Origin of the sequence: Brachybacterium sp. Marseille-Q7125 (assembly GCF_023062615.1) — a bacterium.
In the GTDB taxonomy this organism is placed as follows: domain Bacteria; phylum Actinomycetota; class Actinomycetes; order Actinomycetales; family Dermabacteraceae; genus Brachybacterium.
In genome coordinates this window covers 67,782-89,668 of the sequence record NZ_JALLAL010000003.1, presented here as the reverse complement: position 1 = coordinate 89,668, position 21,887 = coordinate 67,782, and the positions used below count along the sequence as shown (strand labels likewise).

General features: G+C 71.1%; 16 protein-coding genes. 11 read left to right on the top strand and 5 right to left on the bottom strand.

The features are described from left to right. The first annotated feature begins 94 nt into the window (after positions 1–94). Together MU407_RS01760 and MU407_RS01755 are read left to right on the top strand one after the other, a co-directional pair. Positions 95–1,702, top strand: coding sequence for an ATP-binding cassette domain-containing protein (locus MU407_RS01760; protein WP_246954874.1), 1,608 nt, complete (start codon positions 95–97; stop codon positions 1,700–1,702). After that, positions 1,699–3,084 carry a UTP--glucose-1-phosphate uridylyltransferase gene (locus MU407_RS01755; protein ID WP_246954873.1) on the top strand — a complete coding sequence of 462 codons (1,386 nt, stop codon included), beginning with the start codon at positions 1,699–1,701 and terminating at the stop codon, positions 3,082–3,084. Before MU407_RS01760 ends, MU407_RS01755 begins: the two co-directional genes overlap by 4 nt. Before the next feature lie 118 nt (positions 3,085–3,202). Here the strand turns inward: MU407_RS01755 and MU407_RS01750 are convergent, their stop codons facing one another. Together MU407_RS01750 and MU407_RS01745 are read right to left on the bottom strand one after the other, a co-directional pair. After that, on the bottom strand, positions 3,203–4,474 hold the full coding sequence (locus MU407_RS01750; RefSeq protein WP_246954872.1) for a glycoside hydrolase family 76 protein: 1,272 nt from the start codon (positions 4,472–4,474) through the stop codon (positions 3,203–3,205). Positions 4,475–4,580: 106 nt separating this feature from the next. Continuing rightward, a complete protein-coding gene (locus tag MU407_RS01745; protein ID WP_246954871.1) occupies positions 4,581–8,054 on the bottom strand; it encodes a bifunctional proline dehydrogenase/L-glutamate gamma-semialdehyde dehydrogenase in 3,474 nt (1,157 codons plus the stop codon). 202 nt (positions 8,055–8,256) lie between these two features. Here MU407_RS01745 and MU407_RS01740 point away from each other — a divergent pair, with 202 nt between their 5' ends. Beyond that, positions 8,257–8,628: a hypothetical protein gene (locus tag MU407_RS01740; protein ID WP_246954870.1), complete on the top strand. Its 372-nt coding sequence runs from the start codon at positions 8,257–8,259 to the stop codon at positions 8,626–8,628. 122 nt (positions 8,629–8,750) lie between these two features. Here MU407_RS01740 and MU407_RS01735 read toward each other — a convergent pair whose 3' ends face one another. Further along, the gene (locus MU407_RS01735; protein ID WP_246954869.1) at positions 8,751–9,359 is read right to left on the bottom strand and encodes a thymidine kinase; all 609 of its coding nucleotides are present in this window, start codon (positions 9,357–9,359) and stop codon (positions 8,751–8,753) included. Positions 9,360–9,549: 190 nt separating this feature from the next. On the opposite strand from MU407_RS01735, the gene MU407_RS01730 reads away from it, so the two are divergent. The 8 genes from MU407_RS01730 (at position 9,550) to holA (ending at position 20,556) form a co-directional block, all read left to right on the top strand. Continuing rightward, positions 9,550–10,590 (top strand): sugar phosphate isomerase/epimerase, encoded by a 1,041-nt coding sequence (locus MU407_RS01730; RefSeq protein WP_246954867.1) that lies wholly within the window; start codon positions 9,550–9,552, stop codon positions 10,588–10,590. Positions 10,591–10,737: 147 nt separating this feature from the next. After that, entirely contained in the window at positions 10,738–11,769 is a 1,032-nt protein-coding gene (locus tag MU407_RS01725; RefSeq protein WP_102236419.1) for a 3-oxoacyl-ACP synthase III, read from the top strand. After that, the gene (locus tag MU407_RS01720; protein WP_246954865.1) at positions 11,766–14,456 is read left to right on the top strand and encodes an alpha/beta fold hydrolase; all 2,691 of its coding nucleotides are present in this window, start codon (positions 11,766–11,768) and stop codon (positions 14,454–14,456) included. Before MU407_RS01725 ends, MU407_RS01720 begins: the two co-directional genes overlap by 4 nt. Further along, entirely contained in the window at positions 14,453–15,445 is a 993-nt protein-coding gene (locus tag MU407_RS01715; protein ID WP_246954863.1) for an NAD-dependent epimerase/dehydratase family protein, read from the top strand. Before MU407_RS01720 ends, MU407_RS01715 begins: the two co-directional genes overlap by 4 nt. Positions 15,446–15,482: 37 nt before the next feature. Beyond that, entirely contained in the window at positions 15,483–16,175 is a 693-nt protein-coding gene (locus MU407_RS01710; protein ID WP_246954861.1) for a vitamin K epoxide reductase family protein, read from the top strand. A 117-nt stretch (positions 16,176–16,292) separates the two neighbouring features. Continuing rightward, positions 16,293–17,111 carry a helix-hairpin-helix domain-containing protein gene (locus MU407_RS01705; protein WP_246954859.1) on the top strand — a complete coding sequence of 273 codons (819 nt, stop codon included), beginning with the start codon at positions 16,293–16,295 and terminating at the stop codon, positions 17,109–17,111. Further along, positions 17,108–19,498, top strand: a complete 2,391-nt coding sequence (locus MU407_RS01700) for a ComEC/Rec2 family competence protein (protein ID WP_246954857.1) — start codon at positions 17,108–17,110, stop codon at positions 19,496–19,498. The genes MU407_RS01705 and MU407_RS01700 overlap by 4 nt, the downstream gene beginning before the upstream one ends. A gap of 71 nt (positions 19,499–19,569) precedes the next feature. Then, the gene (gene holA / locus MU407_RS01695; protein ID WP_246954855.1) at positions 19,570–20,556 is read left to right on the top strand and encodes a DNA polymerase III subunit delta; all 987 of its coding nucleotides are present in this window, start codon (positions 19,570–19,572) and stop codon (positions 20,554–20,556) included. 81 nt (positions 20,557–20,637) lie between these two features. Here holA and rpsT read toward each other — a convergent pair whose 3' ends face one another. Further along, complete coding sequence (rpsT, locus tag MU407_RS01690) at positions 20,638–20,904, bottom strand: 30S ribosomal protein S20 (protein ID WP_102236370.1); 267 nt, start codon at positions 20,902–20,904, stop codon at positions 20,638–20,640. 251 nt (positions 20,905–21,155) lie between these two features. Then, positions 21,156–21,851 (bottom strand): type II toxin-antitoxin system PemK/MazF family toxin, encoded by a 696-nt coding sequence (locus MU407_RS01685; protein ID WP_246954853.1) that lies wholly within the window; start codon positions 21,849–21,851, stop codon positions 21,156–21,158. Positions 21,852–21,887 lie beyond the last annotated feature (36 nt).

Sequence of the window (21,887 nt, the reverse complement as noted above, 5' to 3'; positions counted from 1 at the left end):
GCGGCGCTCGCGAACACCCCTACGCCGTCGTCCGGACCACGACCGGGCGGCCGATCTCGCACGCCCGGTGCCACCCACCACCGGAAGCGACGACATGTCCTCTCTCACCCACCCCCTGCCCACCACCGGCACCGCTCATCTCCGCGCCCGCGGCCTGCGCCTGGCACAAGGCGGCCGCGTCATCCTGCGCGACATCGACCTCACCCTCGCACCCGGCGACTCCCTCGCCGTGGTCGGGGAGAACGGCCGGGGCAAGACCACCCTGCTCGACGCCCTGGCCGGAGTCCTGGAGCCCGATGCCGGGACCGTGGAGCGACACGGCTCGCTCGGCTTCGTGCGCCAGGAGCTCCCCACCACCGCCGCGACCGATGGCAGCGCCCTGACCATCGGCGACCTGCTGGACCACCTGCTGACCCGCCCTCTCGCAGCACTGGACGAGATGGACCGCGCTGCCCAGGCCCTCACCGAGGACACCGGCCCGGCGGCGAGTCGTCGCTACGACGAGGCGCTCGCGGCCGCCACCGCCCTGGATGCCTGGGACGCGGAGCGCCGTCTCGAGGTCTCATTGGAGGAGGTCGGTGCCGTCACCGACCGCAGCCGCCCCCTGTCCACCCTCTCGGTGGGGCAGCGCTACCGCGTGCGCCTGGCCGGGGTGATCGCCGCCAGGGAGGAGATCCTGCTGCTGGACGAGCCGACCAACCACCTCGACGCACGCGGTCTGGAGCACCTGACCCGCACCCTGCGCGAGCACCACGGGGCCACGGCGATCGTCTCGCACGACCGGGCGCTGTTGGCCGACGTCGCCACCGCGTTCCTGGACCTGGACCCCACCATGGACGGCCCGCCGCTGCTGGTCACCGGCGGGATCGACACGTGGCAGGAGGCCCGGCGGCGCCATCGCGCAGCATGGGAGGACGCCTACCGCGCCCAGCAGGAGGAGCACACGCGCCTGCAGGGACAGGCCGAGGCCGCCCGGGCGCGGCTCTCCACCGGGTGGCGGCCCGACAAGGGCACCGGCAAGCACCAGCGGCAGTCACGTGCACCCGGCGTGGTGCGCGCCATGAACGAGCGCATCGATCGTCTGGAGGCGCATCGGCTCGACGTCCCGCCGCCCCCGCCGCGGCTGAGCCTGCCCGTCAGCGGCACGCCGGCCGGCAAGCCGCTGCTGCGCGCCGACGGCATACGAGTGGAGCGCGACCAGCCAGGCACGCCGCCGCGCCTGGCCGAGACCACCCTGCGCCTGGAGGGCGGGGACCGGCTGCTGGTCGTCGGCCCCAACGGGGCGGGCAAGACCACGCTGCTGCGCGTCCTCGCCGGTGCTCTCGAACCCGATGCCGGCACGGTGCGCGTCCTGGGTGGCGCCCGGATCGGGTACCTGGCACAGGAGGACGAGACCGTCCACCTCGACCAGCTTCCTCACCGGGGTGGCCCGGAACGTGGCCGCGGCGGTCCGAGAGAGCACCGGGGCAGCCCGGGGGAGCGACGCCGACGGGCCCTGACGCGGCTGTTCGCCCAGCGCCCCGATGTGCTGCTGCTGGACGAGCCCACCAACCATCTGGGCATCAGCGGGGTCGACGACCTCTTGGTCGCGCTGGAGGCAACACCGGCGGCCGTGGTGGTCGCCACCCACGACCGGTCGGTGCTGCGCGCACTGGCGTGCTGGCCGCGGCTCGAGCTCACCCCCGATACCCTGTCGGCATGAGCACCGAAGGACTCGCCGCAGCGCAGCAGAAGATGCAGGACGCCGGGGTCGCGCAGACCGCCATCGACGTCTTCTCCCACTACTACGGTCAGCTGGAGGAGGGCGTGACCGGTACGATCCCGGAGGACACGATCGAGCCGTACCTCGACCCGCCGAAGCTCGAGGACGTGAAGATCGACGTCGCGCAGGCGAAGAAGGTCTTCGATCAGCTCGCCATCATCAACCTCAACGGGGGGCTCGGCACCTCGATGGGCCTGGATAAGGCCAAGTCCCTGCTGCCGGTGCGGGACGGCAAGAGCTTCCTGGACATCATCGTCGAGCAGGTCCTCGCCGCCCGGCGCGGCACCAACTCCCGCCTGCCGCTGCTGTTCATGAACTCCTTCCGCACCCGCGAGGACACCCTCGAGGTGCTCGCCAAGTACCCAGACCTGCCCGTCGAGGACCTCCCGCTGGACTTCCTGCAGAACAAGGAGCCGAAGCTCCGCACCGATGACCTCATGCCCGTCACCTGGGAGGCGGACCCGGACCTCGAGTGGTGCCCGCCCGGCCACGGGGACATCTACACCGCCCTGCAGACCTCCGGCGTGCTGCAGAAGCTGCTGGACGCCGGCTTCAAGTACGCCTCCGTCTCCAACTCCGACAACCTCGGCACCGTGCCGAACCCCGTGATCGCCGCCTGGTTCGCCTCCACCGGCGCGCCGTACGCCGCCGAGCTGTGCCGACGCACCCCCGCCGACCGCAAGGGCGGCCACCTCGCGGTGCGCAAGAGCGATGGTCGGCTCATCCTGCGCGACACCGCGCAGACCCCGGCGGAGGAGATGGACTACTTCACCGACGAGCACCGCCACCCCTATTTCCACACCAACAACCTGTGGTGGGACCTCGAGCAGCTGGCCGAGATCCTGGCTCAGCGGGACGGGGTGATGGGCCTGCCTCTGATCCGCAACGAGAAGACCGTCGACCCCGCGGACAAGTCCTCCACGCCCGTCTACCAGATCGAATCCGCCATGGGCGCGGCGATCGAGGTGTTCGACGGCGCCACCGCGATCGTGGTGGACCGCGATCGGTTCCTGCCGGTCAAGGCCACGAGCGACCTGCTGCTGGTGCGCTCGGACGCCTACCGCCTCGATGAGCGGGTGGCGCTCGTCAAGCAGGTGGACACCGTGCCGAACGTCACGCTTGCCGCCGACCACTACAAGCTCATTGGCGATTTCGAGCCCCGTTTCCCCCACGGCATCCCCTCGCTGCAGGAGGCCTCGAGCCTCGATGTCCAGGGCGACTGGACCTTCGGCGCCGACGTCGCCGTGGTGGGCGAGGCGGTGCTCGGCCCCGAGGGCGGCGAGGTGCCCGAGGGCGCCCGCATCGGCACTGCCGTGAACTGACCCCGGGGGCCCGGTGCATGTTTTCGGCTCCTGCGTTCCAGATCTGGAACGCAGGAGCCGAAATCATGCTGAGGGGTGGTGGCGAGGTGCCTCGTGAAGAGTGCTGGGGCGCGGGGCCTCAGCTCAGGTGCTGCCAGAGCGGGCGCGGCATCGCCGCGAGCGCCAGGGCGCGCGTGAACCCGCCCTGGTCCAGCAGATGCGTGCCGATATCCGTCTCCCGCGACTTGATCACGAGGTTCGTCTCCGGATCACGGCGATGAGCCCACAGCCGCTCGGCGTAGGCGTCCACGATCTTCTTGCCCTGCGCCCGGCCTCCCAGCACCGACTCGGCGTACAGCAGGTTCGACATGAGGATCGCGTTGAACTGGATCGGCTGGTCATCCAGCGGCCCACCCTCTTCGAAGGGCTTGTAGAAGGCGATGATCGCCTCCACCAGATCCAGGGCGTTCTGCCGATGGGTCTTCTCGCCGGTGATCTCGTAGGCGAGAACTTCGGTGCCCAGCGGCACGCCCTGGTTGTAGGTCCAGTGGGTGCGGTCGATGTTCCCATCGGGCTTGATGTTGTCCCAGAACAGGCCGTTCGGCGCCAGCAGCGTGTCCCGGCCCCAGGCCATCCAGCGCAGCGCATCCCCGAGCGCCTGCTCCTGGCCGGTCAGCTGATGCCAGCGCAGCGCGACCTTGGCTGAAGGGAAGACCGTGACCGTGTTGCGGTCCTCGTTCCAGTCACCCTGGGTCCAGAAGATGCCGCCGGGGGAGGCGAGATCCGGGTCGGTGGACTCCCCGGAGCGGAACAGCTCCAGCAGCTCGCCCACCCGGTCCAGATCGCCCATGGCCCCGCCGCTCAGCAGGTGCTTCTCGATCTCCAGCAGCGCGATCCAGTCGTTGTCGTCATAGAAGAAGTCACCGTGAGCGCCCTGCTCGGAGTTCGTCGCCGCGGTGTAGCCGGGCAGTCCCGTCGTCCCGCCTTCGGGGTACCAGTAGTGCTCATGGGCCCGCTCCATCGCCGCCTCCGCGGCGGCGAGATCCAGGTCCCCGGTGTCGATCTGTGGGCCGGGGCCCTCGATCGCGGCCCGCGCCTCCGTGATGCCCGCAGCGCCCTGGCCGAGCGGCCATACATAGGAGAACTCCGGGTCGTCCTCTTGCCGCGGGTAGCGCTCGATGAGCATGTCCGGGTCGTTCTCCGCCCGGAAGTACGTCAGCAGCGCGCGGACGGCGGCGAGCACCCGCTCCCGCTCCTGGCGCGGGGTCAGAGGGCCGGCGGGGGCGGGGGACTGATTCACGACGGGGGAGATCCTTCCGGACGAAGAGGCCAGGGCCGACGGGACCGCGACGACCGCCGCCGTTCCGGTCAGGCCCGCGGTGAGCAGCGTGCGACGACGGGGAGAGGTCATGAGGAAACACCTCGGTGTGCTCGGGAACGGTGGCGCACTACGCTACCGAACCCTGTGACCCAGCGCACCCACCATCCCCGATGCAGCACGGCGCACGCTCGCCTGCTCAGGCCCGCCCGCGCGCGAAACCCTTTCCGCCCGTGAGGTCCAGCCGATGCGGCAGCGCATTGCCGTAGCGGTGGTTCGTGGCGCTGATCGCCTGCTCCCGCAGGAAGCTCAGCAGCTCCACCCGCCCCGTGGCGAGCACCGGACCGGAGAACAGCGCGACCTCCACCCGCTCGGCGAGCGCCGCCCGCAGCTGCGGATCGGCCTCGCCGATCAGCCGCACCCGCGACTGCTCGATCCCGCCGATGCGACCGGCGAACGTGGCTGCGTCCTCGACCCGCACTCGCTGCTGGGGGATTTCGGCACCGAGCGCAACACCGTGCAGGGCAGCGTCGGCCACCGACACCTCCACCTCAGCGCCTGTGGTCGCCGCAGCATGCAGCACGCGCCGCAGCTCGATCGCGCTCGTCCCCGCGGCGGCACGGACCAGGACCGGCAGCGGCAGGTAGCGCAGCACATTGATCTCCCCGTGCAGGTCCTGCTCATCGCGCGGGGCGAACAGGCCCGCCATGTGCTCGCGATCCGAATGCCGGGCGGCGGCCAGCCACTGCTCGCCATCCTGCTCGCGGTCCGGCAGTGCTGCGGCATCGGCTCCCTCCATGAGGTGCACCAGGTAGTTGGGGCCCCCGGCCTTCGCGGTCTGCCCGATCGCCGAGCGCTTCCACCCGCCGAAGGGCTGCCGCTGCACGATCGCGCCGGTGATCCCGCGGTTGACATACAGGTTGCCGGCCTGCACATGCTCGGTCCACCAGGCGATCTCCGCCGGCTCGAGGGAATGCAGGCCCGCGGTCAGGCCATAGGCGGTGCCGTTCTGGATCCGCACCGCATCCTCGAGCGTGTCCGCATGGATCATGCCCAGCACCGGCCCGAAGTACTCGGTGAGATGGAACGCGGATCCCTCCTGCACCCCGGAGCGCACGCCCGGGGAGAACAGACGCCCTGACTCATCCAGCGCCCGTGGCCGTGAGAGCCACTCCTCGCCCTCACCCAGCTCCGTGAGGCCGCTGTGCAGCTTGTCCCCGGGCGGCTCGATGACCGGGCCCATCTGCGCCGTCGGGTCCGTCGGGTGCCCCACGTGGGTGCTGAGCACCGCATCGGCCAGCTGCGCCGCGAAGCGCCGCGAGCGCGTCACTGATCCGACCGTGATCACGAGTGAGGCGGCCGAGCACTTCTGCCCGGCATGCCCGAAGGCGCTCAAGGCCACATCCCGAGCCGCCAGGTCCAGATCTGCCTGGGGCGTGACGATGATGGCGTTCTTGCCGCTGGTCTCGGCGAGGATCCGCAGTTCGGGACGCCACGAGGCGAACAGCGCCGCGGTGTCCGAAGCACCGGTGAGGATCAGCTGATCGATCCGCGGGTCGGAGATCAGGGCCTGCCCCACCTCATCTTCGGGCACATCCACCAGGGTGAACACTCCCGCGGGCACCCCGGCGCGCTCGAACAGCTCCGCGAGCACCGCGCCGCAGCGGCGGGCCTGCGGAGCCGGCTTCATGATCACCGCGCTGCCGGTCACCAGCGCGGCCAGCGCCCCGCCTGTCGGGATCGCGAGCGGGAAGTTCCATGGCGGCGTCACGAGCGTGAGCGGCCGCGGGGTGAACTCCACTTCGCCGTGCTCGGCCAGGCGCTCGGCCTGCTCGGCGTAGTACAGGGCGAAGTCGATCGCCTCGGACACCTCTGGGTCGCCCTGCTCGAGGGTCTTACCGGTCTCCGCTGCCGCGACTTCGAGCAGCAGCGCGCGGCTGCCCGCCATCACCCCGGCGATGCGCCGCAGCACCTCCGCGCGTTCGGACACCGGGAGCGCCTGCCACTCCTGCTGCGCCTGCAGGGCTGCTGTGATCGCCGCATCCACCTCGTCGGTGCTAGTCAGCCGTGCCCGCTCGATCCGCTCCACACCGGCCTGCGAACCGCGGATCCGGCGGGTGATCTGCTCGGCCCACTCCTGGTTCGCCGGGGTGGACAGGTCCGTATCGGGGGTGTTGCTGAATGCGCCGGGCACCGTCGGCAGCGCCGGATCCCCCAGGGTGATCGCGCCGTCGCGGGGAACTTCCGCCAGGCGGTCCTGCCCCCGATGGGTGGGCGCGGATACCTCGCTGAGGGCCCGCTGCAGGGCCTGCTCGAAACGTCCCTGCTCGCGCGCGAACAGCTCCGCGGAGGAGTCCAGCTGGAACGCCGCGGACAGGAAGTTCTGCGAGGAGGCGTTCTCCTCCAGGCGCCGCACCAGGTAGGAGACCGCCACATCGAAGTGGTCCGGATGCACGATCGGCACATACAGCCGCATCGTCCCGGTCGCCTCGCGCACCACCGCCTGCTGCCCCGGGGCCATCCCTGCGAGCATCTCGAACTCGATGCCGTGCCCGGGACCGGCCGGGATGCCGCGGCGCTGCATCAGCAGATGCGCGAACGCGACATCGAACAGGTTGTGCCCGGCGATGCCCAGGTGCACCGCCTGCAACCGCTCAGGATCCACCGCCTCGATGAGCATGCGCTTGTACTGGGCGTCGGACTCCTCCTTGCTGCCCAGCGTCGCGAGCGGCCACCCATGCACCGAGGCATCCACCCGCTCCATCGCCAGGTTCGCGCCCTTGACCAGGCGCACCTTGATAGGCGCGCCCCCGGCGGCCACGCGGCGCTCGGCCAGCTCGCGCAGGCGCGCCATGGCTCGCGGCGCATCGGGCAGGTACGCCTGCAGCACAATGCCCATCGGCAGATCGGTGAGCTCCGGCCGTGCCAGCAGACGCTCGAACACCTGCAGCGTCAGCTCCAGATCCCGGTACTCCTCCATGTCCATGTTCAGGAACGTGGCCGGTGAGGTGCGGGCGGCCGCGAGGTACAGCGGCACCAGCTTCTCTTCGATGTGATCGACCGTCTCCCGTGCCGCCCACAGCGGCAGATGGTCCACCAGCGAGGACACCTTGATGGACACGTAGTCCACATCGTCGCGGGCCACGAGCTCGGTCACGCCCTCCATGCGCCGCGCCGCCTCCTGCGCGCCCAGCACTGCCTCACCCAGCAGGTTGATGTTCAAGGTGGTGCCATCACGGGTCAGGCGCTCGATCGAGCTGCCCAGCTGGCGGGGCCGCGCATCGAGGATCAGATGCCCCACCATGCGGCGCATGACCGCCTGCGCTGTGGGGACGACGAGGTGCGGGGCCAGCTGTGAGGCGGCGCCGCCCAGAGCCACCACGCGGCGCAGGGCCGCCGGCAGGAACGATGGCGGGTTCTGTGCCAGGCGACGCAGCTCCACCGCAGCGGCCCGTGGATCCTCCGGTCGGATCACCCGATCCACGAAGGCGAGGGTGAAGTCCAGCCCCTGGGGGTCCTGCAGCAGATCAGAGAGCATCTTCGCCTGCCCGGGCACCGGCCGCATCGCGGCGGCGTCCACCCAGCGGTGCACCTGTTCGGCGACCTCCTCGGGGCTCGGCAGCTGCGGGGCAGCCGGGTCAGTGGGACGGGGGGAGGTGCTCTGGATGGACAACTCTGTCTGCTCCTCATCGCAATGGTGCTGGGTGCGGCCCGGCGGCATTGCCGGTAGGCCGATCGTATGACCTCCGCCACCGCTGATGCACAACGCCCGGCGTGCGCTGTCTGCAGGACCGGACGGTCGAGAATCGACCGGTCCGTCACCCCGATGTGGCACCATGCATGAGGTCCACGACACATCACACAGGAGAGAGACCATGAAGAAGTTCATCTTCCTGGCCGGGCTCGGCATCGGCTTCGTGATCGGCTCCCGCGCCGGCCGCGGTCCCTACGAGTCGCTTGAGCGCACTGCCCGTCAGGTGGCCGAAGACCCCGAGGTCCAGCGCCGCGCCGCCCAGGCTCGGGACACCGCCACCCGCGTGGCGCACGACACCGCCGAGACCGTGAAGGACAAGGCTCCCGGCGTGGCCGCCGGTGTGCAGGAGAAGGTCAGCAGCGCCGCGGGCGCCGCGAAGGACCGTGTCACCGGTGAGGCGAAGAACGAGAAGAACCTGGCCGAGAAGTCCGCGGACAGCGCAACCTCCGGTGGCGACGCCGAGGTGGGCGAGGATAAGCCGCTGGGCTCCTGATCCGCCCGAACACTGCACGCGCCCCCGTCCTCCCGTAAGAGGGCGGGGGCGAGTGCTGTCCCCGGGATGCGAGGTGAACCCGTCGGGGCGGCCCGGTCCAGGACAGGTCTGAGAAGGCGCTTTCAGCCCAGCACCCGTACCCCGGCTGCCCGCTGCTCTGCCATGAAGCACGGCCCGCACAGCGACATGTATGTCACCTCCGCGCCGTCGATCGCGACCTGCTCGCCCTCGAACACGAAGCGCTCGCCCACGCGGCGGCAGTTGAACTCCGCCTGGGAGCCGCAGCGGCACATCGTCGGCAGCTTCTCCACGTTGTCCGCCAGCTCGAACAGCCGCGCCGCCCCGGGAAACATCGCGGTGCGGAAATCGGTGCGCAGGCCGTAGCAGATCACCGAGATCCCATCGTCCTTGGCGAGGCGGAACAGGTCATCGATCTGGTGCGGCTCTAGAAACTGCGCCTCATCGACGAGCACGCAATGCAGCGGGCGCAACCCCAGGTCATCAGCCGTGCGCTGCACGTGCTCACGCAGATCCTCCCCAGCCCCGGCGATCACATCGACCTGCCGTGAGGCACCACCGCGGGCGACCACCCGATCCTCGCCCTTGGTGTCCAGGGCGGGCTTGACCGTGATGGTCGCGAGCCCCCGTTCGGCGTAGTTGTACGCGGTTTTGATGAGCGTGTCGGACTTGCCGGAGTTCATCGCTCCGTACTTGAAATGCAGCTTCGCCATCGGTGGGGTCTCCAGATCGGGGCGGGGCAGGGACGGATGGGGACAGTCGAGCAGGGATGCATGCCGGCGGTGGATGGCCCAGCGGAGCGGCCACCCGCCGATGGCCCGGGCCGCTGCGGGCATCAGGACGAGTCTAGAAGCGTGCCCTGGTGCAATACTGTTTGCGCCGATCGACCGCCCAGGAGGAGCTGTGAGCCGACGCCGCGAGGATTCGTCGTCGAACGCACCCCGCCACGGGGAACGCAAGCCGTTCACCCGGCCCAACACCGCCCACCGCTCCGCGCAGGAGAAGCTCTCGCGTCGGCTCAGCGCCGGTGATCCGCGCAGCGACCAGCATCCGCAGCGGCGCATCCCCGTCGGCCTGTCCACCTCCTCCGTGTTCCCCGCCGGCGTGGAGGAAGGATTCCGCCTGGCCCAGAAGATCGGCTACGACGGCATGGAGGTGATGGTCTCCTACGCCAAGGACTCGCAGGACGCATCGGCCCTGCGTGCCTACTCCGAGCGGTACGAGCAGCCGATCTTCTCCCTCCATGCACCCACCCTCTTCCTGCTGCAGGGCCTGTGGGGCACCGACCCGTGGGTGAAGATCCATCGCACGGTGGAGCTCGCCCAGAAGCTCGGGGCCCCCACCGTCGTGGCGCACCCACCGTTCCGCTGGCAGGGGAAGTACGCGCGCGGTTTCGTGGAGGGCGTGGCGCAGATCGAGGCCGACAGCGGCATCGCGATCGCGGTGGAGAACATGTACCCGTGGCGGCTGGGCGTGCGGGAGCTGCTGAACTACCTGCCCGATCACGACCCCACCGATGAGGACTATGCGCATGTGACGGTGGACCTCTCCCACGCCGCGACCGCCGGTGATGACGCGCTGGAGATGATCGAGCGCCTCGGGGACCGGCTCACCCACCTGCACCTGGCCGATGGCTCCGGCCGCACCACGAAGGATGAGCATCTCCCACCCGGGGAGGCCAATCAGCCGTGCGCCGAGGTGCTGCGGCGGCTCGCCAATCGCGGCTGGGAGGGCTCGGTGCTGCTGGAGGTCACGACCAGCCGGGATGAGGAACGCCGCGAGCGCACCCTGCGGCAGTGCCTGGAGTTCGCCCGTCACCACCTGGGCCACCACCTCGAGGAGGAGGGCCCGAAGGGGGAGGGCGAGGTGACCGTGAGAGAGCAGGACGCGGGCTCTCAGGTGCCGGGGGAGCCCGGGGTCGACGTGGGATCCGCCACCGCCTGAGCAACTGTCCAGGCACGGGTGGGATGATGAGCGGTGGAGCAGATCGCCCCGCCACCGCACGGGGACGCGCCGCCATGGCGAATGATCTGCTGGAACGATGAATGATCTACCGCAACGATGAACGATCTGACGAGGTACAGCGCACTGATGGCCAACGGGAACACGGGAATCGTCCACCGCAACGCGAGCCTGTTGGCCGTCGAGATGTCGCTTCCTCAGGTCACGGTGACCTCCGATGAGATCGATGAGATGCTCAGCCCCGCCCGCAAGCGCCTGCGTCTGCCCAAGGGCGTGCTGCAGCGCGTGGCCGGGGTATACGAGCGCCGCTGGTGGCGTGACCCCAGGGACGGCTGGCGCCAGGGCGTGGTGCAGGCCGCCGAGCGTGCCATCGCCAAGGCCGGGATCACGCGCGACCAGGTGGGGCTGCTGATCAACGCCTCGGTGTCCCGTCAGCATCTGGAGCCTGCGGTCTCCACGAGCATCCACCATTCCCTGGGGATGCCCACCAGCTGCATGAACTTCGACATCACCAATGCGTGCCTCGGCTTCGTCAACGCCATGACCATGGCCGCGGGCATGATTGACACCGGGCAGATCCGCTACGCCCTGATCGTGGGCGCAGAGGATGTCGAAGAGGTCCAGCGCGGCACCGTCTCCCGGATCAACGCGAAGAACTCCACCCGCGAGGACTTCAACAACCAGTTCGCCTCCCTCACCCTCGGATCCGGCGCCGCCGCCGCGGTGCTCGGACCGGCCGATGAGCACCCCGAGGGGCACCGCCTGAAGCTCACCCAGGCCCGTGCCGGCACGGAGCACCACGAGCTGTGCGTGGCGAACATGCAGGACATGCGCACCGACTCCGCCGGGCTGCTGGAGAACGGCATCCAGCTGATCCTGGACACCTGGAAGGGTGCCAATGAGCAGGGCCTGGATTTCAAGAGCATTGACTACGTCATCCCGCACCAGGTCTCGATGGTCTACACCCGCAACTTCTCGAAGATCACCGGGGTGGGCATGGAACGCATCCCCGTGACCTTCCCCGACTGGGGGAACATCGCCGCCGAGGCCGTGCCGATGACCCTCGCCCACATCCAGGATCAGGTCCAGCGGGGGCAGCGGGTGCTGCTGATGGGCGTGGGATCCGGACTGAACACCGCGATGATGGAGGTGGAGTGGTGAACTCCCGTCAGAGCACCGGGCGCCGACGCGCCGACGTCCCCGACATGCCCGAGCAGCACGGCGTGGATCCGCGCCTGCACCGCATGCTCGAAGCGCGTGACCACACCGGCGAGAAGCGCCGCTGGCACCTGCTGGACTCCGGGCCGTGGCTCGCCGAGCGGGGCATCAACCCGCGAGGCACTCTCCTGGCCGTCCACGGCAACCCCACGTCCTCCTACCTGTTCCGGTCTCTCGTGCGGGAGGACATTCCGTGGCGGCTGATCGCCGTGGACCAGCTGGAGATGGGCTGGTCCGAGCGCACCGGTGTGCGCCGCCGCTACCAGGACCGCATCACCGATCTGTCGATGCTCACCGACGCCCTGTCGCTGCGCGGCCCCATTGTGACCGTCGGCCATGACTGGGGTGGGCTGATCTCCACCGGCTGGGCGCTGGACAACCGGCATGACCTGGCCGGGATGATCCTCACGAACACGGGCCTGCACCAGGAGATCGCCGAATCCCTCCCGCGCGCCCTGCAGCTCGCGACCACCCCCGGGTTCCGCACCGCCTCAACATCGCTGACCGACGGGTTCCTGCGCACCACCCTGTCGCTGTCCAAGCCCGCGCTGCCCGCCGAAGTGCAGGAGGGGTACCTCGCCCCGTACCGCACGCGCGCGCGGCGCCAGGGCATCGACCAGTTCGTCGCCGATATCCCCGCCGGTGCCGACCATCCCTCCCGCCCCACCCTTGAGCGGGTCGCCGAGGGTGTGAAGGAGCTGCAGGTTCCCACCCTGCTGGCCTGGGGGCCGCGGGACATCACCTTCTCCGACCGTTTCCTGCGCGACATCCTCGAGCGCATTCCCCACGCAGACGTCCACCGCTTCGAGAAGGCCTCCCACCTGGTGTGGGAGGACGCCGACCTCGCGGGCCTGGTGAGCGCCTGGCTCGAGAACACCTTCGGCACCGCTGAGCAGCCGCGCGAGGCCGCCTCAGCGTGGCGGCCCGTCTCCTCCTTCGCTGAGCCCACCGAGACGCAGCCCATCGGCGCGCCCATCGCTCAGCTGGCTGCGGACCCCGTGCACGCCCAGCGTGCCGCCGTCGTCGAGCTCGGCGGCGCGGACGGTCAGGGCCAGGAGATCTCCTGGTCACTGCTGAACCGCCGGGTGGATGACATCGCCGCCGGGCTCCTGGGCCACGGCGTGCGCCCCGGCGACCGGGTGAGCCTGCTGATCACCCCCGGCGCGGACCTCACCGGTGTGCTGTACGCCTGCTTCCGCATCGGCGCCGTCGCCGTGATCGCCGACGCGGGCCTGGGCCTGCAGGGCCTCACCCGCGCCGTCATCGGCTCCCACCCGGACTGGCTGATCGGCATCAACCGCGCCCTGGTCGGCGCCCGCGCGATGAACTGGCCCGGCCGCCGCATCAGCGTCGAGCAACTGCCCACCCTGGACCGCACGGCCCTGGGGGTGGAGACCTCGATCGCTCAGCTCGCCCGCTCCGGCGCCATGATGCGCGAGCTCGGCGCGCCTCTGGATGCCCCCTACCCGGATCCCGATGCGGATGCCGCGATCCTGTTCACCTCCGGCTCCACCGGACCGGCCAAGGGCGCGGTGCTCACCCACCGCCAGCTCGGCGCCATGTTCACGGCCGTTGGCGAGACCCTCCAGCTCGCACCCGAGCGGGGACTTGTTGCCGGATTCGCGCCGTTTGCCCTGCTGGGGCCGGCGCTCGGTGCCCCCACCGTGGTGCCCGATATGGACATCACCCGGCCGGGGGAGCTGACCGCCCCGGCGCTCGCCGAGGCGATCGCGGCGCTGGGCCGACCCGCGGTGTTCACCGCCCCCGCGGCGCTGCGCAACATCCTGGACACCGCCGGTCAGCTCGATGCTGCAGGCCGGGAGGCGATGGCCGGGGCGGCGAGCTTCTTCTCCGCCGGCGCCCCGATCCCCGCGCACCTGCTGCGCGGCCTGCGGGATCTCATGCCCGAGGCGCGGGCGCTCACGCCCTATGGCATGACCGAATGCCTGGCCGTCGCCGCGATCGACCTCGACGGCATCGAGGCTGCCGGGGAGGGCTCCGGAGTCTGCGTGGGCCGGCCCGTGCCGCGCGTCGAGATCGCCATCGCCCCGATGGACGACAACGGGGAGACGACCGGGGAGATCACCATCGATCCGGATGTCGTCGGCGAGATCCTCGTGCGCGCCCCGCATGTGCGGGACCGCTACCTCATGCTGTGGCACACCACCCGCACCGCGATGCGCTTTGAGGGCTGGCACGCCACCGGGGACGTCGGACACCTCGATGACCAGGGACGCCTGTGGGTCGAGGGCCGCGCCGCCCACGTCCTCGCCACCGCCGATGGTCTCCTCACCCCGGTGCAGGTCGAGGAGGCAGCGGAGTCCGTGCCCGTCGTGCGGCGTGCCGGTGCAGCCGCCGTCGGCCCCCGCGGCACCCAGCAGGTCGTCGTGATCCTCGAGACCGAGGAGGGCTACCGCCCCGGAAAGGCCGGCAGACCGCGCCCCGCAGAGCCGTCCCTCCAAGAGGCCGTGCGCCGCGCGGTCCGCGAGCGCTGCGGCGCTGAGGTGGTTGCGGTGTTCACCACCCGGGCCCTGCCTACGGACATCCGGCACAACTCGAAGATCGACCGGGCGGCACTGTCCCGCTGGGCCGAGCAGACCCTGCGCGGTGAGAAGGCGGACGCGCTGTGAGCGCCGAGACGGTCCTGGTCACCGGTGCCTCCGGGATGCTCGGCGGTGCGGTCGCCCGCACGCTGCGCGACCGCGGGCTCGACGTGCGGGCCTTCCAGCGCCGCCCCGCCGGTATCGACGGGGTGCAGGACGTGTGCGGCTCCCTCACGAGCGCCGAGGACGTGCGTCGGGCCGTCCAGGGCGCCGATGCCGTCGTGCATCTTGCCGCGAAGGTCTCGATCTCGGGGCCGGAGAGCGAATACCGGGCGATCAACATCGGCGGCACCGCCAACATCCTCGATGCCATGCGCAGTGAGGGCGTGAGCCGACTGGTGAACATCTCCTCTCCGTCGGTCGCGCATCTGGGCCGCGCGATCGTGGGCGATGATGCCACCGTCGCGTCCCCGGGGCATGCCCGCGGCCCGTACGCCCGCACCAAGGCGGCCGCGGAGCTGCTGGCCATGGAGGCCGACGGGAAGGACGGCCTGCTGGTCACGTCGATCCGCCCCCACGTGGTGTGGGGGCCGGGGGACACGCAGCTGGTGGGGCGCATCGTGGATCGTGCCAGCCGCGGGCGCCTTCCGCTGCTGGATCAGGGCATGGCCCTGATCGACACCACCTACGTGGACAATGCCGCCGACGCGATCGTCGCCGCCTACGACCGGATCGACGACGTGCACGGAGAGAGCTTCGTGGTCTCGAACGGGGAGCCTCGCGCTGTGCGGGATGTCTTCGCCGGCTGGTGCGCGGCCGCCGGCGTGCCGGCCCCGAGGATCTCCGTGCCCGGCGCGGCGGCCCGTTTCGCCGGGCGGGTCATCGAACGGATCTGGGAGAAGCGTCCCGGACACGACGAACCCCCGATGACCGAGTTCCTCGCCGAGCAGATGTCCACCGCCCACTGGTTCGATCAGCGCCGCACCCGCGAACGCCTGCAGTGGACCCCCGCGGTGAGCATGGACGAGGGCAACCGTCGGCTCGCGGAATGGTTCCGCGAGCACCCCGTGGTGTGACCGCCCCGGTCCACCGCCGCCCACGAGGAGGGCACCCATGAGCACGAAACGGACCGCCGCGGGCGAGGATCTGCATCCGGACGAGGACGACGCCGCGCTGCGCGCGGAGATCGACCGTGAGCTCGCCGCCGAACGGGCCGCCCGCCCCCGCGCCCCGCAGCGCCTGACCGGGCTTGTGCTGCTGATCGGCGGCATCATCGGCTGGATCGCATCCCTCGAGCTCCTGGTCGGCAAGGAATACCTGCTGGCGAACCCCGGGGCGAGCCTCGGCTGCGATGTGAACCCCTTCATTTCCTGCGGCAGCGTCATGATGACCTGGCAGGCCGCGGCGCTGGGGATCCCGAACATGGCGATCGGGCTGGGCGGATTCGCGATCATGGCCGCCGCCGGCGCGCTCATGGTCAGCCGCACGCCGCTGCCCACCTGGTTCCGCTGGGCGGTGCTCGGCGGGATGCTGTTCGCCCTCGCGTACGTCCACTTCCTGGCGATCTCCGCAATCTTCGTGATCCGCGCCCTGTGCCCCTGGTGCATGGTCGTCTGGGCGGTGAGCGCCCCGATGTTCTTCGCGACCCTCGCACACATGGTGGAGTCCGGGGATATTCCGGTGCCCCGCGCGCTGGGGACGTTGCTGCGAAGGTGGGTGCTGCTCACGCTGCTGTGGTATCTGCTGGTCATCGTCGTGATCGCGGTGGCGTTCTGGGGGCAGTGGCTCGCGACCTTCGGGCTCTGACCCCGGCACGGGCGGCGGGCGGTGACGTGGCGCGACCTCTCCTCCACAATGGCCCTTCATCCACAGTGGGCGGTCGTCGGCTGACGACGGGGGCGTGCGCTCCCTAGCCTCGCGCCCATGGGAGCACAGGACCTGACCGGGCGCAGCGGGCGCGGCCGCAGCGGACGACACCGCCGCAACGGCGACACGCTGATCACGCGGCGTGAGCATCATCCACCGCGTCCGCGCCGCAGCCTGCCCGTGCCCTCTGCCTCAGCGCTGGTGGGGATCGCGGTGCTCGTGCTCATCGGCCTGGGGGCGGTGCACCTGTCCGGCAGCGGCTCCGCCGTCCCGCTCGAAGCCCCCGCGATCGCTCCGACCGTCGAGTCCAGCGCCCCTGCCGTGGAGGGGGAGGAAGACGGGGCGGCGGGGGAAAAGAGCACCGAGCAGGCGGAGGAGGACTCTGGGGCGTCGCCGCCAACGGTCCTGATCGTGCATGTCACCGGTGCGGTGGAGAGCCCCGGGGTGGTGCGGCTTGAGCCGGGTGCCCGAGTGGATGATGCCCTCGCCGCTGCCGGGGGAGCGCAGCCTGAGGCGGACCTCGCGGCCGTGAATCTCGCCCGGCCCGTCAGCGACGGAGAGCAGATCCACGTCCCCGTGCCCGGGGAGGAACCGCGCGAGCTGCCCGCGGGCCCCGGTGGTGGGGCGCCGAGTGGGGGAGCGGCACCAGAGGGGAGCGACCGGGCCGGGCCGCCAGGGGCAGGCGCGCTGATCAACCTCAACACCGCCACCGCGGCAGAGCTCGAGGACCTGCCCGGGGTGGGCCCGGCGATCGCGGAGCGGATCATCACGCACCGGGAGCAGAACGGTCCCTTCACGAGCGTGGATCAGCTGCAGGAGGTCTCCGGCATTGGCCCTGCGACCCTCGAGAAGATCAGACCGCAGGCCACCGTATGACCCGGCCCGACACACCCGGCAGCACACGACTGCGGCCGACAGATCTGCTCCTGCTGCCCGGAGCAGTCGTGGTCTGGGGGCTCGCCGTGCTCGGCGCCCTGGTCGGCACCGCGGCCGCGGTTGCCGCCGCAGCGGTGCTCATAGCTCTCGCGCTGACCGTCACGACGGTGCTCGGCACCTCCCGCACCGCCCCCACGGTGCTCGGGCACCTGGGCATCGTCGTGCTCGCCGGTGCGCTCCTGTTCCCGGCCCTCCAACGCCACGAGACCGCTCAGGAGACGCTGACTGTCGCTGCTGATGATGCAGCGGTGGTGCAGCTTGCTCTCACCGCAGCCCAGGACCCCGCGCCGCCGACGAGCGGACCGCCTTGGGCCCGGGAGGGACTGCAGATGCGTGCCCGCAGCCGGGCAGGCGCGGCTCGCATCGGCACGACGACACGCACGCTGCCGTCCTCCGTCCCCATCCTCGTGCGAGCCGACGGAGACGCAGCAGAAGGTCTCGCCGCCGTGCGAGATGGCGACGCGCTGCTGGTCCGCGGCACCGTGCGAGTATCGGGCAGCCTCATCGTGCTGCGCGCCGCTGACGTGCAGCCCGTTCCGGCCGGCGGAATCGTCGGGAGGGCACAGAGCATGCGTCAGCAGCTGCGCGAGCAAGCCCGGCACGCCACCGCAGCGCTCCCACCCGAGGAAGCCGCGCTCATCCGCGGCATGACCACCGGGGACACCCAGGGCATGAGCGAGCAGACCGAGGACATCATGCGCCGGGCCGGGATCTCCCACCTGGTCGCCGTCTCCGGGGCGAACATCGCCCTGGTCCTCGCCGCGGTGCTCGGCCCCGCGCTGCTGCTCGGCCTGCGCCGTCGCCCCCGCTTGCTGCTTGCTGCCGTGACGGTGGGCGCCTATGTGTGGCTGGTGGGCGATGAGCCGAGCGTGCAGCGCGCCGCGACCATGGCTGCACCGCTGCTGGCCGCACGGTACGCGGGGGTGCGGGCATCCCCGGTCGCAGCTCTCGCCCTCACCGTCGCTCTGTGGGCCGTGATCGACCCGGTCACTGCGGCATCGGTCGGGTTCCTGCTCTCCGCGCTGTCCACGGCGGCGATCCTGCTCGCCGCCCCGCCGCTCGCCACGGCCCTCGTCAACATGAGCGGAAGACGCCTGGGCCGCACCGGGGCGCTGATCCTCGCGGTGCCGATCGTGGCGCAGCTGGCCTGCACACCACTGCTCATCCTGCTCACCCCCGAGGTCTCCGCCTGGGCGGTCCCGGTGAACCTGCTCGTGGGACCCATCGTCGGCCCCTCCACCGTGATCGGACTCCTTGCCCTGTGCCTCGGTGTGATCTGGCCGCCCGGGGCACAGCTGCTCTACGGCGTCGCGGGCGGGGGAGCGCACCTGGTGCTGCTCATCGCCCGTGCCGCTGATGCGCTGCCCGGTTCCCGGATCCCCGTGCCTGAGGGCGCGGCCGGGGCGCTGCTGGCTCTCGCCGCGATCATCATCGCGGGGATCCTCCTGGTCGGCCGACGCAGCGCCGCCGTGCGCTGGATCGCTGCCGCGGCCGCCGTGGCGCTGCTCGCACCAGGGCTCGCACGCCACCTGCCCGGCGGCGCCCCGCAGGGCTGGGCGGTGGCGGCCTGCGCGGTCGGGCAGGGTGACGCGCTGCTGCTGCGGGGCGAGGGAGAACAAGCGCCGACGGTGCTCGTGGACACCGGTCCGGACCCCGCGGCGCTGCGGGAATGCCTGGATCGCCTGCAGATCCAGCGCATTGACCTGCTGGTGCTCACCCATCCGCATGTTGACCACACCGGTGGGCGCGATGCCCTCGTCGGCACCCGCATCCCGGGCGAGCAGTGGACCTGCCCGCTGCCCGAGGCCGGCAGAGACAACCTTTCCGCCGTGCCGGCCCAGCCCGTCGTCACAGGGGAGGCATGGCAGCGGCCCGGACTCACGATCGAGGTGCTGTGGCCGCCGAGCGCCGAGGCCGCCCACCAGGCGAGCCGCGCCGAGACCGGATCAGGAGAAGGCGATGCGGCCAACGACTGCTCCGTGGTCATCGCGGCAACCTGGCCCAGCGGCGGGAGGCTCATCGCGCTCGGGGACCTTGAGCCCGTCGCTCAGCGGCTGCTCGCGCAGCAGGACATCGGGACGGCGCAGCTGGTCAAGGTCGCCCACCACGGCAGCCGCCGCCAGCACGCGGAGCTCTACACCCGGATCGATCCCGAGCTCGCCCTGATCACCGTCGGTGAGGACAACAGCTTCGGGCACCCCACCGCCGAGGCGCTCAGCATGCTCGAGCACAGTGGCGCACAGATCCTGCGCACCGACCAGCACGGCACCGTCATCCTCCCCGTCGGTCCGGATCCCGAGCCGCGCAGCGTGGGCCCAGCCCGATAGGATCGACCAGCGCAGGAACCCCTGCCCGGCCCGCGGCGGCCATGGCACCCCTCAGCAGTCAGGAGCACCCGGTGAGCGATGTCCAGTGGCACAGCGTCGCCCTCGCGCCGGTGGTGCTGGTCCACGGCACCGAGCAGCTCATCGCCGACCGGGCCGTGCAGCGCCTGCGGGACCTCGCCCGGGAGCAGAACCCCGAGGTCGCCGTTCACCAGCTGACCGCCGAGACCATCGCCCCCGGCATCCTCACTCAGGTCACGAGCCCCTCCCTCTTCGGCGAGCCGCGATTCGTCGTGATCCCCGAGCTGCAGGCAGCCCCCGAGGCGCTCATCGGAGAGGTCCTCGACTACCTGCCGCAGCCCGAGCCCGATGTCACCCTCGTGCTGGTCCACCGCGGCGGCAACCGCGGCAAGAAGCTGCTGGACGCCCTGAAGAAGGCGGGCGTGCCCCGGGTGGACGCGAGCCCCGTCAAACGCGCCGCGGATAAGCAGGCCTTCGTCGCCGCCGAGTTCGCGCGCGCCCAGCGCCGCATCCAGCCTGACGCCCTCACCGCTCTCGTCGACGCCTTCGGCACGGACCTCGCTGAGCTCGCCGCGATCAGCCGCCAGCTCATCGAGGACACCACCCCGGATGCCGGGCAGCAGGCCCCCCAGGTCACCGCTCAGGATGTGCACGGGCTGACCGCCGGTCGGGTGGAGTCCACCGCCTTCGCCGTGGCCGATGCCGCGATCGCCGGCCGTGAACAGGAAGCCCTCCAGCTGCTGCAGCAGGCACAGCTCGCCGGCGCCGATCCGGTGCCGATCGTCGCCGCCGTGGCCTCGAAGATGCGCTCGCTCGCGAAGGTCTGCGCCCCTGGCGCCACCGCCCGCAGCCTCGGGATGCCGGACTGGATGGCCCGCAACCTTCAGCGCGAGGCCCGTGCCTGGAACGACCGTGCGCTGGCCCGCGCGATCGAGACCGTGGCGCGAGCCGATCACGAAGTCAAGGGCGCCGGGCGCGACCCGCAGTGGTCTGTGCAGCGCATGGTCATGGGCATCTGCCGCGCCCGCCGCGCCGGCTGATCCCGGCCCGCCCTGTCCCCGGAGACGACGACGCCCCGCACGGCTGACCGTGCGGGGCGTCGCGCAGAATGCGTCAGGAGCTCAGGCGGAGACCTTCGCAACCAGCTTCGCGAGACCGGACTTGCGGTTCGCGGCCTGGTTCTTGTGGATCACGCCCTTGGAGACGGCCTTGTCGAGCTTGCGGGAGGCGGCCTTGAACGCCTCGCCGGCGGCTTCGGCGTCACCGGCGGTGACCGCGGTGCGGACCTTGCGCACGTAGGTCTTGAGCTCGGACTTCACCGCGCGGTTGCGCAGGCGGGCCTTCTCGTTGGTCTTGTTCCGCTTGATCTGGGACTTGATGTTTGCCACGAAGACTTCTCTCTTGTGCTTCCGGAGTGGATCATCCGGGACGGCCGAGGAACGGCACCGACGGGGACGGCGGTGGGGAATCGCCTGGAGACATCGGCGCCGGATCGCCGACCCGGCTACTCGCCCGGGTGCCACACGCCGCGCCCCCTGACACGGCGGGGACCCGTCGGCGCACACCGGACGGTATGTCACACATACAGCGCGCCACGCTACCAGATCGCAGGCCGCGCACCGAGCTCATGTGCCGGGAATTACGCCGTGTCACTGCTGGATGCGGGGACGTCATCGGACCAGCCATGCACCGTGCGCACCGCCTGCGCCACCTGGGCGAACCGCGCCTCATCCAGCCGCGCACCCTCCCGGCGCACCGCCGCCGGAGCCAGGCGCAGCAGACGATCCACCCGCACCTCCGAGGGCCGCCCCTTGGCATCCCATGCGCCGCTGCCCACATCCACCCAGGTCGCGCCGTGCTCATCGGTCATCACCGCGCCGGAGCCGGCACGATCCCGCGAGGTCAGCATGAGCGCCACGAGTACCTCCCCGCGGCCATCCGTACCGCCGCGCGAGGCATCCTCCTGCGCGAGCACGAGCACCGGCCGGTCCTTGCCGCGAGTGATGTCCTCCTCAAAGGGCACCCACCCCCACACCACCTCGCCGGGATCCGGGTCATCATCCTGCCGCGGGGCGTAGGTGATCTCCACCGGGCTGCGGGGATCCCGATCCGCGAGCGCCGAAGACTCCCGCTGGGCATCCGAGCCCTCCCGCGTCGGCCCGTCATCCGGCGTCGCCCAGTCCGGGTCAGCGGGGCGCGCCTCTGCCCTGCGGCCACCCCGCTGCTCCTGGAGCGCGCGCACCCCGGCCCGGCCCAGATCGCGCACGGAGCGACGCACCTGCGGCGAGTGCAGCGCGGAGCGCACGAACGAGGTGAGGCGAGAGCCGAGGGCCATGACAGTCACTCCTGGGAAGCGCAGAGGAACAGGGCA